General features: G+C 52.3%; 10 protein-coding genes. 4 read left to right on the forward strand and 6 right to left on the reverse strand.

Features of this window, described 5'->3' with window-relative positions:
* Positions 1–9: 9 nt before the first annotated feature.
* From H7U12_RS21535 to H7U12_RS21545, 3 genes are all read left to right on the forward strand, one after another.
* Entirely contained in the window at positions 10–1,596 is a 1,587-nt protein-coding gene (locus H7U12_RS21535) for a RagB/SusD family nutrient uptake outer membrane protein (protein WP_186641991.1), read from the forward strand.
* Positions 1,597–1,674: 78 nt separating this feature from the next.
* Complete coding sequence (locus tag H7U12_RS21540) at positions 1,675–2,781, forward strand: SusE domain-containing protein (protein WP_186641992.1); 1,107 nt, start codon at positions 1,675–1,677, stop codon at positions 2,779–2,781.
* A 313-nt stretch (positions 2,782–3,094) separates the two neighbouring features.
* Positions 3,095–4,663: an alpha-amylase family glycosyl hydrolase gene (locus H7U12_RS21545; RefSeq protein ID WP_186641993.1), complete on the forward strand. Its 1,569-nt coding sequence runs from the start codon at positions 3,095–3,097 to the stop codon at positions 4,661–4,663.
* Between the two features lie 101 nt (positions 4,664–4,764).
* Here H7U12_RS21545 and H7U12_RS21550 read toward each other — a convergent pair whose 3' ends face one another.
* The 5 genes from H7U12_RS21550 to H7U12_RS21570 all read right to left on the reverse strand — a co-directional run bounded on the left by H7U12_RS21550 (position 4,765) and on the right by H7U12_RS21570 (position 14,113).
* Entirely contained in the window at positions 4,765–6,084 is a 1,320-nt protein-coding gene (locus H7U12_RS21550; RefSeq protein ID WP_241749609.1) for an MFS transporter, read from the reverse strand.
* Between the two features lie 535 nt (positions 6,085–6,619).
* Positions 6,620–8,383: an alpha-amylase family glycosyl hydrolase gene (locus tag H7U12_RS21555; RefSeq protein WP_186642092.1), complete on the reverse strand. Its 1,764-nt coding sequence runs from the start codon at positions 8,381–8,383 to the stop codon at positions 6,620–6,622.
* Between the two features lie 406 nt (positions 8,384–8,789).
* Complete coding sequence (locus H7U12_RS21560) at positions 8,790–11,108, reverse strand: glycoside hydrolase family 65 protein (protein WP_186641994.1); 2,319 nt, start codon at positions 11,106–11,108, stop codon at positions 8,790–8,792.
* 366 nt (positions 11,109–11,474) lie between these two features.
* Complete coding sequence (gene pgmB, locus H7U12_RS21565; RefSeq protein ID WP_186641995.1) at positions 11,475–12,164, reverse strand: beta-phosphoglucomutase; 690 nt, start codon at positions 12,162–12,164, stop codon at positions 11,475–11,477.
* Positions 12,165–12,214: 50 nt separating this feature from the next.
* The gene (locus tag H7U12_RS21570; RefSeq protein ID WP_186641996.1) at positions 12,215–14,113 is read right to left on the reverse strand and encodes a glycoside hydrolase family 13 protein; all 1,899 of its coding nucleotides are present in this window, start codon (positions 14,111–14,113) and stop codon (positions 12,215–12,217) included.
* A gap of 398 nt (positions 14,114–14,511) precedes the next feature.
* On the opposite strand from H7U12_RS21570, the gene H7U12_RS21575 reads away from it, so the two are divergent.
* Positions 14,512–15,663: an alpha/beta hydrolase gene (locus tag H7U12_RS21575; RefSeq protein WP_186641997.1), complete on the forward strand. Its 1,152-nt coding sequence runs from the start codon at positions 14,512–14,514 to the stop codon at positions 15,661–15,663.
* A gap of 125 nt (positions 15,664–15,788) precedes the next feature.
* Here the strand turns inward: H7U12_RS21575 and H7U12_RS21580 are convergent, their stop codons facing one another.
* Complete coding sequence (locus tag H7U12_RS21580; RefSeq protein ID WP_186641998.1) at positions 15,789–15,989, reverse strand: hypothetical protein; 201 nt, start codon at positions 15,987–15,989, stop codon at positions 15,789–15,791.
* Between the last annotated feature and the right edge of the window lie 204 nt (positions 15,990–16,193).

Genomic DNA, 16,193 nt, shown 5'->3' on the forward strand with positions numbered 1-16,193 from the left:
CAAGACAAAATGAATCGTAAAATAATAAGAAATATAATGGCGGCAGGCATCGTGGGGATATCCTTCACTACGGCCTGTACCGATGATTTGGATCTGACGCCAAAAAATGAATTAACGTCTGCCGATGCTTATAAAGACTTTGCCAACTATAAATCTGTATTGGCGAAGTTATATGCTGGCTTTGCTTTAACAGGCCAAACTGGTCCGTCTGGAAACGCCGATGTGGGAGGTTTCGATGAAGGAAAATCAAACTATATCCGGGCGTACTGGCAGTTGCAGGAACTCACTACTGATGAAGCGGTGATCTCCTGGAATGACGGAACCATCTTTGATTTACACGAGATGGACTGGTCCTCCAGCAATGAATACATCCGGATGATGTACGACCGCATTTTCTATGAAATTGCTCTTTGTAACGAGTTTATCCGGGAGACTACAGATGCTAAGTTAAGCGAGCGGGGGGTTACTGGTGCCAACTTAGAGGAAGCCAAGAAATTCAGAGCAGAGGCGCGCTTCCTGCGGGCTATGAGCTATTGGCATGCCCTGGATCTTTTTGGCAGTGTACCTTTCGTGACCGAAGAAGATGCCGTAGGGTTCTTCTTGCCAGAGCAGATCAGCAAAGCTGACTTGTTTAAGTATATAGAAGCCGAGTTGCTTGCTATTGAGCCAGAGTTAGTAGGAGCCAGACAAAATGAATATGCCCGTGCTGACAAAGCCGCGGCTTGGATGGTTTTATCTAAGTTGTATCTGAATGCTGAAGTGTACATTGGTCAGCAGAAGTATACAGAGGCGGTTACCTACAGCAAAAAAATCATTGATGCTGGTTTCTCTTTGGCACCAGAGTACCAGAGCTTGTTCCTGGCTGACAACCACAAAGTGCGAAGTGAAATAATTTTCCCGGTAGCCTATGATGGACAAAGAACCAAAACTTGGGGTGGAACTACCTTCCTGGTTCATGCACCAATAGGCGGTACAATGAGCGCGGCGGCTTTCGGGGTAAACGGAGGCTGGGCTGGACTCAGAACCACCAAGGAAATCATTGGTCTATTCAATAGCGCCGATGACCGTGCCCTGTACAACTCCGCTGGTCAAAAACTGGAGATTGATCAGATAGGCGTGTTCACAGACGGATATCCGTTGACAAAGTATAAGAACGTAACAACAGACGGAAAACCAGGTTCTGACCCAGCCGGTGACCATCCGGATACTGACTACCCCATGTTCCGGTTAGCTGATGCTTATTTGATCTATGCTGAAGCAGTTCTGAGAGGTGGATCCGGAGGGGACAGAGCGACGGCACTGAGCTATGTCAACCAATTAAGAACGAGAGCCTTTGGAGATAACTCAGGAAATATCACCGCTTCTGACTTGACCTTAGATTTTATTCTGGCCGAGAGAGCTCGTGAATTACACTGGGAAGGACATCGCCGGACAGATTTGATTCGCTTTGGAAGGTTTGCTTCTGACAGTTATGTATGGGCTTGGAAAGGTGGAGTGAAAACCGGTAGAGGAGTGGCTGATTTCCGCAGACTGTTCCCGATACCAACCTCTGATCTGTCCGCTAACCCTAATCTGGTGCAGAATCCGGGATATTAAGCATTCTTTTGAGACAAAGGCAGACTTGGTTTTGCCTTTGTCTCAATAAATAAAGTCAGGCTTTAAAAAACTCCATTTATGAAATTCTTATACTTAAAACAGTTGCTTGTGTTTGTCTTTTGCCTGGGCTTATTGTCCTGTGAAAAAGATGAAGACATGGTGGTGATCCAGCCGGGCACCAAATCTCTGCTCTCCGCCACTCAGTCGGCGCTGGTGTTGACGGATCAGGATGCAAACAAAGACGCCATTACTTTCAGCTGGACGGCTCCTGATTTTGGATATAGCGCGGCCGTGAATTACTCCCTGGAGTTTGGTGTCAAAGGGACAGATTTTGCCAATGCCGTTGTGAAAGACTATGGCACCAGCCTGGTGAAAACCCTCAAAGTTTCTGAACTCAACGCCATCGCCAATGAATTAAAAATGACTGGCTTCCAAAAAGGAGATATGGAAGTAAGAGTGAAAGCAGGAGTAGGTGGTAATTATGCTCCTACCTATTCTGATGTCACTGCGCTTCAGATAACTCCCTACCTATCTGAACCACCTTATGCTACTCTTTACCTGGTAGGAGCCGCTACAGAAGGTGCCTGGAATGAGAATGCCGCCACTCCTATGTTCAGAAGTGCCACAGATCCTTTTGTGTTTACTTACACGGGCTATTTAAAGGCCGATGATTTCAAACTCTTAGGGCAATTAGGCCAGTGGGCACCTTCCTGGGGAAGTGGCGAAACAGCCAATGGCGTGACCAAACTTGTTTTCCGTAGCTCTACGTCAGAAGCAGATGTCAATAACTTCAAATCTTTGATAAAAGAGGCAGGATACCATACGGTTACCGTTAATCTGCGGGACATGACCATTACAGTGGAACCCTATGACGCAACCGGAAAACCTACCTTCAATTCAATTGGTTTGGTTGGTGAATTTAACGGCTGGGCTGCTCCTGATGTGAAGTTAACCAAGACCACTGTGAACCCTCATATCTGGAGTGGATCAATCACATTGGCCAAAGCCTCAGAGTTGAAGTTCCGTGTGAATGAAGCCTGGGATACCAACTGGGGTTCCTCAACCGATGTTACTAAGCTTTATGGTAAAGGAGGAGCAGGTGCTTCCAATATTAAAATGGCCGCTGGCACTTATAAAGTGTTCTTCAATGACCTAACAGAGAACTATCTGTTTATTAAACAATAGGCAGCACTCTGGTTTTGTAGAAAGAGGTTATCTCACTTGTCACAAAGGAGATAACCTCTTCTCTTTTAAAGCGAGTATTACAACCTTCAATCCAAAAACAGCCGGTAAGGCACCATCCTGTTTTAAGCGTCTTTTTACAGAATAGCATCAAAAGCGCTAACAGAATTCACCCGTAAGCTTGACTCGCTTTTTATAGATGCTTCAGGAGTGTTTTCCAAAATTCACCCTTAAAACGGAATACCTAGTAGTGCTCCTTTGGTGCACTACTGGGTATAAAACAGATCACATTTTGATTACTAATTCCTGCTTACTTATGAAAAAACGGACCCTTTCCCAACTGACCGCCGCCGCTTTGAGCCTTTTTACTGCTTTTGGACCGGTGCAGGAAGTGCACGCGCAGCAAAGCAAAGCCAGCCAGTGGCCTCGGGGCATTACCTATGAGATCTTCGTGCAGTCTTTCGCTGATTCAAACGGCGACGGCATCGGTGACATCAAAGGAATGACTTCCAAGTTGGACTACCTGAAAGACCTGGGCGTGGAGGCCGTGTGGCTCATGCCCATGAACCCTTCGCCGTCTTACCACAAATACGATGTCACCGATTACTACGGCATCCACCCGGATTACGGCACCATGGCCGATTTCAAGGAGTTCATCAGCCAGGCGCACAAGCGCAACATCAAAGTAGTGATGGACATGGTCTTGAACCATTCTTCCAACCAACACCCCTGGTTTGTAGACGCGGTCAAAAACGAGAACAGCCCTTACCGCGATTACTACGTCTGGACCCACAAAAACGACCCGCAGACGCAAAAAGAAGGAAGACCCACCGGCGCCGACTCCGACAACACGCAGCACTGGCATAAGGTAGAAGGCAGTGATTACCTGTACTACGGCTACTTCTATGACGGCATGCCCGACCTGAACTTCGACAGCCCGAAACTGCGCGAGGAGGTCTTCAAGATTGGGCGTTTCTGGTTTACCGAGATCGGGGTGGATGGTTTCCGCCTGGATGCGGCCCGCCACATTTTCCCGGATGAGCGGCCTATAGATAATCATAACTGGTGGGTGTATTTCCGGAACGAGATGCTTAAAGCGAACAAAGACGTGTACCTGGTAGGCGAGGTGTGGGCACCGTCCGACATCGTGGCGCCTTATCTGAAGGGATTGCCCGCCTTGTTTAACTTCGAGATGAGCTGGAACATCCCCAAAGCAGTAAACGAAGGAAGAGGCGATTCACTGGCCATCAAACACGCCAAGATCACCAACTTCTACCAATCCGTAAACCCTGATTTCGTGGACGCCACCATCCTGAGCAACCATGATCAGAACCGGATCATGAGCACCTTGAACAACGATGTGAACAAAGCCAAGATGGCGGCTTCGTTGCTCTTAACCTTGCCGGGTTCTCCGTACCTGTATTACGGCGAGGAGATTGGCATGACCGGGAAGAAACCCGACGAGCAGATCAGGGAGCCTTTCCTTTGGGACACCAAAGCCAAGGACAAGAGCCGCACCAGCTGGATGAAACCCGTGAACACCACCGATGAAACCGTGAAATCTGTGGCGGCGCAGAAGAAAGACAAGAACTCCATCTACCACCACTACAAAACCCTGATCAGCCTCAGGAATGGCAGCAAAGCCCTCACGTACGGCTCCATTGAACCCGTTCAACTGGAAGAGAAAAGCATCAGCGCGTTTGTCAGAACCCAGGGAGACGAGTCGGTGCTGGCCTTGCATAACCTCTCCGCGAAGGAAGTCACCGTTGCGCTTCCGAATAACCTGAGCTCTTATACCAAAGCGCTCTACAAAGGGAAAGGAAGCCAGCAGAAAGGAGCCTCGGTTACCTTGCCGGCCTACACCAGTTTGGTGCTGAAGAAGTAAATCCAGCCAGCACGTTTCTAGCCTGTTTTTCTTAAAACAGCCTTAAAAAGGAAGAGCCCGGGACATTGTCCCGGGCTCTTCCTTTTTAAGTTTAAAGCTGATTACTGTTCATCCACGTCGCGCACCATCAAGGTCATGAAACCGGCCAGGATCATGGAGCAGCCGCCCACCACCAACACGTAAATAGACTCGCCGTGAAAGATGTTCTTGTTGATGAAATCCAGCAAAGAACCCGCCACAATCTGCGGGATCACAATGAAGAAGTTGAACACCCCCATGTAGTAGCCCATCCGTTTAGCCGGCAATGAACCCGCCAGAATGGCGTAAGGCATGGTGAGAATACTGGCCCAGGCAATGCCCACGCCAATCATGGACACCAACAGCATATTGGGGTTGCTGATGAAGAAGATAGAAATCAACCCCAGCCCGCCAATAAGCAGGCAGATGAGGTGCGTCACGCGGCGGTTGGTCTTTTTGGCGATAACGGGCAACACAAACGCGAAAATAGCCGAGATACCGTTGTACACCGCAAAGCAAATGCCCACCCAGTCGGCGCCTTCGTTGTAGAGTTTTGAGGTGGTGTCAGACGTGCCGTACACGTGGCTGGTAACGGCAGGAGTGGTGAAAATCCACATCGCGAAGAGGGCAAACCAGGTGAAGAACTGCACAAACGCCAGCTGCAGCATGGTCTTCGGCATTTTGAAGATGCCCAGGAAGGTCTCAGAAACGCCTTGCCAGAAGGTAGTTTCGCTGTTCTCGCGTTTGAACTCGTCTAAATCCTCCGGCGGATATTCTTTCGTTTTGATCACCGTCCAGAGCACCGCCAAGAAGAACACCACGCCGCCGCTGTAAAAAGCCCACTTCACCGACGGGGGAATCTCACCGGCCGGAGCTGTGTTCGGCAACCCGATCCAGTTGTTGAAGATCCAGGGCAGGGAAGAGGCGACCACCGCTCCCACGCCAATGAAGAAGGTCTGGGCCGCAAACCCCGAGGTCCGCTGATCAGAGGGGAGCAAATCGCCCACCAGCGCCCGGAACGGTTCCATGGAAATGTTGATGGAGGTATCCAGAATCCAGAGCATGCCTACCGCCATCCAGAGCACCGAGGCGTTGGGCATGATGAGCAACGACAACGAGGCCAAAATGGCTCCCACCAGGAAGAAAGGCTTGCGCCGTCCGAAGATCGGATTCCAGGTGCGGTCACTCAGGTACCCGATCACCGGCTGCACCAGTAACCCGGTCACCGGAGCGGCAAGCCAGTATAGGGCGATCTCCGTTCCGCCCAATGTCTCAAAAATCCGGCTCACGTTGGCGTTCTGCAACGCGAACCCAAATTGAATTCCCATAAACCCGAAACTCATGTTCCAGATCTGCCAGAAACTTAGGCGGGGCTTGGCTTGCGCCGGTAGTACTTGTGCCATGTTGGTGTAGTTGGGGTTCGTTCTTCTGTTGTAAAGTGCCGTTTTATATCTCTGTTTCTGCTATCTATTTCTTTCAAATCTTTGCTGACTAATTCAGCTGGCGCGAGACTACCGTCTCGTGACCTCAGATGCCGGGAGTCTCCAGACTCCCAACTATTGCAATTCAGCTCATGGTTTCCGGCGAGTCTGGAGACTCGCCTCATCCATCGGCACGAGACTGGAGTCTCGCGCCAGGTGGTTTTCTGCTTTGGGCCTGTTTATAGGAAAACAGGCCCAAAACAGAGAGTAGTAAGTCGTGTTTCCTCAGCCGAGGGTGATATGCTTTTAAACAGTCGCAATATCGGCCAGTCTCAATTCATTTAGACGCCTTGGGTGAACATCCACAGGTCAAACGCGATTTCCTCCTTCTTTACCTTTACAGATGTCTTGCAAAGGTTCTGAATTTTCACCGGCATTCTATTTACCATTCTCCGTTTTAAGGCCGATTTTCTGAAACGTTGCAAAAAGCCCGCCTCATGAAATTCCCTGTTCCCGATTACTTTTTCTGCAGCAGGAAAACATGTGCGCTCATGGGAGCCAGGGTGATGCTGGTTTTCACGGTCGGTTGGAAGAACAACGGCGGGGTGTCTGTCAATAAATCCTGAAGCAGAAATGTGCCTTTGTTGTCCAGGCCTAAGGCAGTCAAGGCGTTGGCAGGTAAGGTCAGGGCGTAATCAGCGTTCTGGCGGCTGAAGTTCACCAGCACCAGAATACGTTCCTCCGCCGTGTGGCGCAGATAGGCGTAGACGCCAGCGGGGGCGGTGCCTTCCTGAGCTGTCAGGGCGTAGAATTTTCCCTTCCGGATGGCTTCGCGGCCGGTGCTCAGGTTGAGCAGCTTGGTGTAGAATTCGCGGAGGCGTTGCTGATCTTGAGTGAGTTTTCCGCCGTCAAATTTGCCACCGTTCATCCAGGCTTGGTGCGCCGGAACGCCCCAGTAGTCAAAGATGGTGGTGCGGCCGTCCTCACCCTGGAAGCCTTCGTGGCCTTTGCCGGGCTCGCCTACTTCCTGCCCGAAATACACCAGCACTGGTCCGCTGCCCAGGGTGGCGCTCACGGTCATGGCCGGAATACCTGCCAAGGGAGTCCCCGCAAAATCAGGGGAGGCGATCCGCTGCTCATCGTGGTTTTCCAGGAAACGAAGCATGTGGCTGGAGATGCCGCGGCTTTCTTCCTGCCACACCTTTGTGATATCAGCGGTATTGCCCTGGCCTTTGTTCTCCATCAGGCGGCGCAAACCATCGTACAAACCTACTTTGTCATAGAGGTAGTCAAACTTGCCGGTACTGATGTAGTTGCGGTATTCTTTGGGATTGTAAATCTCCGCGATGAACGTAATACCGGGGTGTTGGGCTTTCACCTGCGGGATCACCCAGGCCCAGAATTCAACGGGCACCATCTCGGCCATGTCACAGCGGAAACCATCTACGCCTTTGCCGGCCCAGAAAAGCAGGATGTCGCGCATCTTGGTCCAGGTGTCCGGAATGGGGGCGAAGTGCTTCGTGCGGTTGTTCTGGTAATCAACACCATAGTTCAGTTTCACGGTTTCAAACCAGTCGTCTACCTTGGGCGATGCGCTGAACACGTCGTTGCCCGAGGCTTTGGCGGGGTTTTCCGCAAACTTGCCATTTTCCAGCGGTCCTTTCAGCGCCGGGCCCAACGGATTGTTGGACTCGGGAACTTGCAGAGCCTGCCCCGGAATGTAGTAGAAGTTGTTGTTGGGTTTGAAGGCCACGGTGTTGTCGTCCTTCGCCCCGAAATCTTCCACGCCAGCAGGTTTGGCATCTGACCGATACGTACGGGCTACGTGGTTGGGCACAAAGTCAATCAAGACCTTCAGGTTGTTGGCGTGCGTACGTTGCACCAGGGCTTCAAACTCCGTCATCCGTTTCCGGACATCCACGGCCAGATCGGGGTTCACGTCATAGTAATCCTTGATGGCGTACGGCGAGCCCGCGCGGCCTTTCACCACATCGGCATCGTCCAGCGGAATCCCGAACTTGGTGTAATCGGTCATGAAGGCATGCTCCAGCACGCCGGTGTACCACACGTGGGTAGCACCCAGTTGCTTGATCTCCTGCAGCGCTTTGTCTGAGATGTCATTGAACTTGCCCACGCCATTCTCCTGAGCCGTGCCGTAGGTTTTATTCACGGTTTTCTTGTTCCCGAACAGGCGCGTCATCATCTGGTAAATGACCAACTTATTGTCCGTCACCTCTTCCTCGGTGGTGTTCGGGTCTGTAGCTGGGGGAGGGGCTGGCATGGTACTGGCCTGTTCTTTGGTTTCAGAAGTGCTGGTTTGGGTAGGGGCCGTGGAAGTACAGGCTCCCGCCAGCGCCGCCATCAGCACATAGGAAATAAAAGGACGTTTGGTGTGTTTTTGTAGCATGTGGCACGTTTGATCGTGAAACAAGAATTTTGATAACTTGCGCGAGTCTCCAGACTCGTGACCTGGGGTGATGGTAGTCTCCAGACTCCCGGGTTCCGGCTGGTGGTTCCCGGTTCGTGGTTCCCGGCGAGTCTAGAGACTCGCTTCATCCTTTGTCACGAGACTTCAGTCTCGCGCCAGTTTTTTATATTTGGTTTTGAGCCTACTTTCAAGAAAATAGGCTCAAAACGCATTAGCGCAGCAGTTAGCTCCGGGCTGAATCCAGCAAGCCGGAATCTGATTACGCCAGTTGGTGCGCAATTTCTGCTTTGGCATTCGCCTTGATTTCAACGGCTTGCTCAAACACCTGCAGCGTGATGGCCTTCTCGCTTTGGTTTTCCAGCAAAACGCTTTCTTTGGTCACTTTGATGTTGAGCAAGTGGCCGCGGAACCGGATCTTGAAGGAATATGAAGTCCAGCCGGAGGGGATGAATGGGTTGAAATGCAGTTGATTATCGCGCACGCGCATGCCCCCGAAACCCTGTACCACGCTCATCCAGGTGCCGGCCATGGAGGTGATGTGGCAACCGTCTTCGGTGTCGTTGTTGTAGTCGTCCAGGTCCAGGCGGGCGGTACGGAGGTAGAACTCATAGGCGCGTTCCTCGTCGCCTAACTTGGCGGCCAGAATGGAGTGCACGCACGGCGAGAGTGACGATTCATGCACGGTACGCGGCTCGTAGAAGTCAAAGTTCCTCCGGATGGTATCCAGGTCATAACGGTCCTCGAAGAGGTAAATGCCTTGTAGTACATCGGCCTGTTTGATGAACACCGAGCGCAGAATGCGGTCCCAGGACCATTTCTGGTTCAACGGACGGTCAGCTGGATCAAGGTCTTTCACCAGCGTCTGCTCTTTGTCCAGGAAGCCGTCCTGCTGCAGGAACACGCCCAGGTCTTTGTCCTCGGCGTAGTACATGTGGTCAATCACGTGTTGCCACTTCTCGGTTTCCTGAGCCACGTCCAGGTTCATCTTCTGCACCAGTTCCGCGTAGCGGGTTGCGTCTGCGTTCTGCACCTGCTGCAGGGCCTTGAGGGTGTACTCCAGGGTCCAGGTGGCGATGGTGCTGGTGTACCAGTTGTTGTTGACGTTGTTCTCGTACTCGTTCGGGCCGGTCACGCCCAGCATCACGTACTGGTTTTTGGCGGTAGACCAGTTCACGCGCTGCGCCCAGAAGCGGGAAATGCCTACCAAAACTTCCAGACCATATTCAGCTAGGTAGCTCTCATCGCCGGTGTAGCGGATGTAGTCATGGATGGCGTGCGCGATGGCGCCGTTCCGGTGGATTTCCTCAAAGGTGATTTCCCACTCGTTGTGGCACTCCTCGCCGTTCATGGTCACCATGGGGTACAGGGCCGCACCGCCGGTGAAACCCAGTTTTTGGGCGTTCTCAATGGCTTTCTCCAGGTGCTTGTAGCGGTACACCAACAGGTTGCGGGCGATGTGCGGATCAGCGGTGGCCAGGTAGAAGGGCAGGCAGTACGCCTCGGTGTCCCAGTAGGTGGTTCCGCCGTATTTCTCGCCGGTAAAGCCTTTCGGGCCGATGTTCAGGCGCTCGTCTTCGCCGGTGTAGGTTTGGTTCAGCTGGAAGATGTTGAACCGGATGCCTTGTTGCGCGGTGGCATCGCCCTCAATCATGATGTCGCTTTCTTCCCACTTGGCCGCCCAGGCCGCGGCTTGTTCCTGCAGCATCTGCTCAAAGCCTTTGCCCACAGCAGCGGCTAATACCTTTTTGGTGTTTTCCAGCAGGGCTTCTTTGGGGTGATTCTCAGAGGAGAGGTTGGCCGCGTATTTAAAGAAAACGGTTTCCTGACCTTCCTGCACCGCCACGTCAAAGGTAGAGGCAATGTATTTAGAACGCTCTACCGGCGTAGCCTTCACTTCAAGTTCCTGGCCGTTCTGGGTCACGAGGAACCGTTGGCCGGTGCACACGTGGAAGAACGTTTTCTTGGTTTCGGCAATTACGTAGCCTTCGGTGGGCTGGGCATCCTGCAGTACCTCGTTCCAGAATTTCTCGTCATAGTTAGAGTCCGCGTTCTTGATGTCGGCGTCTACGTACGGGGTAAGGGTGAGCGTACCGCTGAAGTTCACCGGCGTGATGCTGTACCGGATAGCCCCTACCTCATCGTCCACAATGCTGGTGAAGCGTTTGGCATCCACGCGCACCTGCTTACCGCTGGGCAGCTGGGCGGTGAACGTACGCTGCAGCCAACCTTCGCGCATGTTCAGTTCGCGGCGGAATTCCAGTACCTCGCATTGGTGCAGGTCCAGGGTTTCGCCGTCTAGTTTTACGTCAAGGCCAATCCAGTTGGCGGCATTCAGCACCTTGGCGAAGTATTCTGGGTAGCCGTTCTTCCACCAGCCCACGCGCGTTTTGTCTGGGTAATATACGCCGGCTACGTAATTGCCCTGCAAGGTTTCGCCGGTGAAGGCCTCCTCAAAGTTGGCGCGCTGGCCCATGCGGCCGTTGCCCAGGCTGAAGACGCTCTCGGATATCTGGTTATAGTGCGGGTGAAAACCTTCTTCGATTATCGACCACTCGTCAACGGTAAGATATTGTTTCATATATAGTTCGTATCAAGTATCAAGACACACGTATCAGGACTTTTTTCTGGTTGTTAGTTTTTCTGTTTTCGGGCTGTTTTCTGAAAAACAGCCCGAAAGCTTCAGTATTTATTTTTCTCTTTATCAGCTCTCTGGGAGAGCCAGGATGATTGCTCACGCCGGTCAGGCATTCTGAGAATCATTTCTCTTTCTTGTTTTCTACTGCGCAGATTAGAGTCAGGGCAATCCCTTGTGGTTGCCCTTATGCGGCTGCATCTGTGTTAGGGCAACCACAAGGGATTGCCCCTACTATCCAACGTTTATTCTGCAGTCAACCTCCTCAACAAATGGGATTGTTAACTGCCAATTGTCCAATCTGTTTTAAGCCTAGTTTGCGATAAACTGCCCCACATCTCCGGGCTTCTGCCCCAGTTCGCGCAGGCGGACAATGGACATTTCGGTGAGATCTTTCACCACGATGTCCGCCTGGGTGAGGACCTCGGGTTGGCCCACGCCTACGCAGAGCATGTGTCCGTTTTTGGCGGCTTCTACACCGGCCACGGCATCTTCAAAGACCACACATTCCTGGGGCAGCACGCCTAAGGCTTCGGCTCCTTTCAGGAATACCTCGGGGTCTGGTTTGCCGTGGATTACGTGACGGCCGTCAATGATGGCGTCAAAGTAGGGGAGCAGCTCCGTGCGTTCCAGAATGAGTTGGGCGTTTTTACTCGCCGACCCCAGGGCGATTTTGATGCCTTCGGCTTTGAGCGCTTTCAAGAAATCCACCACGCCGGGGAGAATCTCGTCTGGGGTCATTTTGGCGACATCCTGCAGGTACTCGGTGTTTTTCTGCTCGCAGAGAGCCAGCATCCTTTCCTGTTCCATGGTTTGGCCGCCAATTTCCAGGATGATCTCCAGCGACCGTACCCGGCTCACGCCCTTGAGGCGCTCGTTGTCGTGCTCGGTGAAATCAATCCCGAGGGTTTGGGCCAGTTGGCGCCAGGCTTTGAAATGGTACACGGCGGTATCTACCAGTACTCCGTCTAAATCAAAAAGGCAAGCGTTTATCGTGCGCATACGTGTAGGTTGTTTTGGGCCTGTTTTGGGAAAATCAGGTGATAAATAGGTTATTTCTGAAGCTCCAGCACCAAGGCGGTTTTAGCCGGAATCTTCATATCGATCAGGTTGGGCAAGTTCTCGTCACTCAGGACATTCTTCGCTTTGGTGAAACCGTTCAGGCGCTCCGCGAACCGATCAGTTTTCATAGTGGCTTCTTTGTCAGTGGAATTAGTGGCGACCATGATGGTTTTGCTTTCATCATACCGGAAGTACACATACAGGCCATCCTGCGGCACAAACTGCATGAGTTTGCCCGAGTGCAGGGCGGGGATGTTCTTGCGGTACGTGGCCAGTTTCTTCACGAAGTTGAAGGCTTCGTTCTCGCGCTCATTGCGGCCAGCGGAGGTGAATTTATTTTCCTTGTCTCCCGCGAAACCGCCCGGAAAATCACGACGGACTTCGGCGTCTGACGGGTCTTTGAAGTTCTTCATCAGGATCTCGGTGCCGTAGTAGAGAGAGGGGATGCCGCGGGTGGTGAGCAGCCAGGTCAGGCCCATCTTATACTTGTTCAGGTCTTCGCCAATTACCGAGAAGTAGCGGTTCATGTCATGGTTGTCCAGGAAGGTGACCAGTTTCATAGGGTCCTGGTACACGGCATCCAGGGCCAGCACCTGGTGTACTTTGCTCACGCCTTCATCCCAACCGAAACTCTGGTTCAGGGCGTCGTTCATGGCGTTAAACAGAACAAAGTCTAGGGTGCCGGGTTGGTTGCTTTGGTTGGGAAAGTTGATGTTGCTGCGCGTGAAGCGGGACTGCGCCACCACGTTGTTCACCCAGGCTTCGCCGAAGATATGGAGGTTGGGATACTCATCCAGCAGGGCTTGGTTGCAGCGGTTCATGAACGGATCATCGTTGTACATGTAGGTGTCAATGCGCCAGGCATCCACCCCGAAGTGCTCCACCGTCCAGAGGGCGTGTTGAATCAGGTAATTGGCCACGAAGGGGTTGTTCTGGTTCAAATCGGGCATGAAGGGGGTGAACCATCCGTTCATCATCACGGTCCAGTCGGCCTGCGCCGCGTGCGGGTCAATGATGGGCTGAAACTTGTGCGAAGTGTTGGTGTACGTGGCGAACTGGTGCACCCAGTCTTTAGACGGCATGTCTTTGATAAACCAGTGGTTGATGCCCACGTGGTTGTACACGGCATCCTGCACAATTTTCATTCCTTTTGCGTGGGCCGCCTGGATGAGTTTTTTGTACGCTTCATTGCCACCCAGCCGCTTGTCTACCTGGTAATGATCGGTGAAGGCGTAGCCGTGGTAGGCGCTGCGCATCTGGCCGCCTTCGTCGGTGAGGGGTTGGTTGTTCTCAATGATGGGGTTCAGCCACAGCGCAGTCACGCCCAGTTCCTCAAAGTAATTCAGGTGGTTCTGGATGCCCTTTATATCCCCCCCGTGCCGCAGAAATGGGTTTTTTCGGTCAGCTTGGGTATCGGCCATGTCCTTGAATTTGTCATTCTTGGGATCGCCGTTGGCGAAGCGATCGGGCAGGACCAGGTATATGAAATCAGCGGAGGTCACGCCCTGGGCTTTGGGCTCCTGGGTGCGGGCCTTCAGTTCGTATTGGCGGGTCAGTTTGTCTTTGCCTTTTCGGCCAGTAATGGTGAAGGAGCCGGGTTTGGTAGAAGCGGCAATGCTGAGGTCCAGGAAGGCGTAATTGGGGTTCTCTACCTGATGGGTTTTGAGTAGCTGCACGCCGGGGTACTCTATTGTATACGTGTACGTGCCGGCGTTGGGGCCGTACACCAGCAACTGCAGGTTCTGGTTTTTCATGCCCACCCACCAGAAAGTGGGGTCAATGCGGGTGATCCCGGCTTTCTTCTGGGCTTGGCTCGTAAAGGAAAGCAGTAGAATGCCCAGGAACGCGAGTCCTTTGGCAAACACCGGAGAAACAACTGGGTACTTCATGTTTTGTCAGTTCAGGTTAAGTGAGCCGCCCGCAGGCCGACCACACGCACTTAAGATGTTCATCCACTCGGGCGAGGCCTTAGTAAAAGCCTCAGTTTTTATGTTTTCGCCCTGTTTTATAAAAATCGGCCCGAAAACGATTTTTTATCTCTTGAAACTGCTTTAAAGCACTTGGCTCGCCGCTTTCAGGTTCTTATAACTTGCTTTACAGACCACCCAAGCTACCAAAAAGCTCCTAAGCCGGGGAAATTCAGTTAAATAAGTCTCGAATTTCAGCGGGGCAGAGGAGTTTCTAGCGTGTTTAAAGAGATAGTATTGTTAATATTGTAAAATCATGAAGGTAAATCTACACTTTTTTAATTAAGAAATCGATTTCCTGGATTAAAAAATGCCATATTATGAAAGTAGGTGTTAAGGTATTCGGCTTATTGGGGTTGCTGCTGCTGGAAGCGCTATCTGCTGAGGCTCAGGTGACTATAGAAATCAGGAAGCTGCCCGAGTGCACGCCAGCCCAGGACACGCTTTTTCTGGCAGGAAACCTGAACAACTGGAACCCACGCGCCACCAACTTCGCGTTCACGAAAGCGGCGAACCACCGGTACTACCTCGCCCTTCCGGCCGGTTCGGGGAAACTGGAATTTAAAATCACGCGTGGCAGTTGGGAGACCGGTGAAACACTGGCCAGCGGAGCCGGACGGGAAAACCGGGTGTATACACCTGGACCTGGAAAAGACACCCTCCGGCTGGAAGTGGAGAACTGGCAGGACAATTTCGCTCCGGTGGCCAAGGTGCATACGGCAGCGGCCAATGTGCAGGTGTTGGACAATGCCTTCTGGATGCCCCAGCTGAACAAATCGCGCCGCATCTGGTTGTACCTGCCCCCTGATTACGAAACCTCGGGGAAGAAATATCCGGTGCTCTACATGCACGACGGGCAGAACCTGTTTGATGCCTTCTATAGCTACAGCGGTGAATGGAGCATAGATGAATCTCTGAACCAGCTGTTCAATACCGAAGGCCGTGAGGTCATTGTGGTGGGCATTGACAACGGCGGCGAAGAGCGGATGAACGAATACACGCCCTGGCGCAACACTAAATACGGCGGCGGAAAAGGCGATGCGTACGTTGATTTCCTGGCCCAAACCCTGAAGCCCTACGTGGATGCGCATTACCGCACGCTGCCGGGGCAAACGCACACTGGCATTGCGGGCAGCTCCATGGGCGGTTTAATCTCTCTGTACGCGGCCTTGAAATACCCCAAGGTGTTTGGCAAGGTTGGCGTGTTCTCTCCGGCCTTCTGGGTGTCGCCGGAATTGTATGACTACGTAGCCAAAACCAAGCCCTCTAAAAAGCTGAAATTGTATCTGGTGGCCGGGGCGAAGGAAAGCGAAGAAATGGTTCCCGACATGGCCCGCATGCGGGATCTGCTCATCAAGCGGGGACTGAAGCCCTCTGCCCTCAAATACCAGGTTGATGCGGACGGCGAGCACAAAGAAAGCTACTGGCAGCGAGAGTTTCCGGGTGTTTTCAAGTGGCTGTTTTCCAAGTGAGAAGCTCCTTATGGGCAAAGTTGCGCTTTAGGCCAGTTTTTTAGAAATCAAGCCTAAAGCGCACCTTTGCAGGTAGTTATTTGGAAAAGAGAAACTTCCGAGAGAGCCTCGGCAGTCCGGTGTCCTTATTGATCTGTGCTGCCGGTGGTGGTAGTGGTGGTGTCCTCCAGGTCTAGGGAATCCAGTCCTCCGTCTGCGCCTTCCACCATGTCTTCGGTGTTGGTGTTTCCGGTTTTCTCCGCCGCGGGGCGGTCACCGCCGCACGAAGCGCAGAGGCTGGCTACCAGCGCCAGGGCAAATAGGTTGGTCGTGATCAGCTTTTTCATAGTCGTAGGTTTTCTCTCAGATTAAAGGTAGACGTTGGTCGTCCGGTTCTTTTCTCTTTACGCGAAACAAAAAAATTAGTAAAAAGACAGGCCAATGGATGGCGTCAATTGCGGTAAATGACCTGGAAAACTCGGCCTCCCGGGTGTCTGCAGCACTGGCTCTCAGATGAAAGATAACGAGTCGCTGGTCAAGGAGCTTTGGGG

The organism is Rufibacter sediminis (genome assembly GCF_014269285.1).
Classification (GTDB): Bacteria; Bacteroidota; Bacteroidia; order Cytophagales; family Hymenobacteraceae; genus Nibribacter; species Nibribacter sediminis.

Bases quoted from the DNA above. Each gene is read 5' to 3' on its own strand.
- H7U12_RS21545 (WP_186641993.1), top strand. From the start codon at position 3,095: ATGAAAAAACGGACCCTTTCCCAACTGACCGCCGCCGCTTTGAGCCTT.
- H7U12_RS21555 (WP_186642092.1), bottom strand. From the start codon at position 8,383: ATGCCAGCCCCTCCCCCAGCTACAGACCCGAACACCACCGAGGAAGAG.
- H7U12_RS21560 (WP_186641994.1), bottom strand. From the start codon at position 11,108: ATGAAACAATATCTTACCGTTGACGAGTGGTCGATAATCGAAGAAGGT.
- H7U12_RS21540 (WP_186641992.1), top strand. From the start codon at position 1,675: ATGAAATTCTTATACTTAAAACAGTTGCTTGTGTTTGTCTTTTGCCTG.
- H7U12_RS21580 (WP_186641998.1), bottom strand. From the start codon at position 15,989: ATGAAAAAGCTGATCACGACCAACCTATTTGCCCTGGCGCTGGTAGCC.
- H7U12_RS21535 (WP_186641991.1), top strand. From the start codon at position 10: ATGAATCGTAAAATAATAAGAAATATAATGGCGGCAGGCATCGTGGGG.
- pgmB (WP_186641995.1), bottom strand. From the start codon at position 12,164: ATGCGCACGATAAACGCTTGCCTTTTTGATTTAGACGGAGTACTGGTA.
- H7U12_RS21550 (WP_241749609.1), bottom strand. From the start codon at position 6,084: ATGGCACAAGTACTACCGGCGCAAGCCAAGCCCCGCCTAAGTTTCTGG.
- H7U12_RS21575 (WP_186641997.1), top strand. From the start codon at position 14,512: ATGAAAGTAGGTGTTAAGGTATTCGGCTTATTGGGGTTGCTGCTGCTG.
- H7U12_RS21570 (WP_186641996.1), bottom strand. From the start codon at position 14,113: ATGAAGTACCCAGTTGTTTCTCCGGTGTTTGCCAAAGGACTCGCGTTC.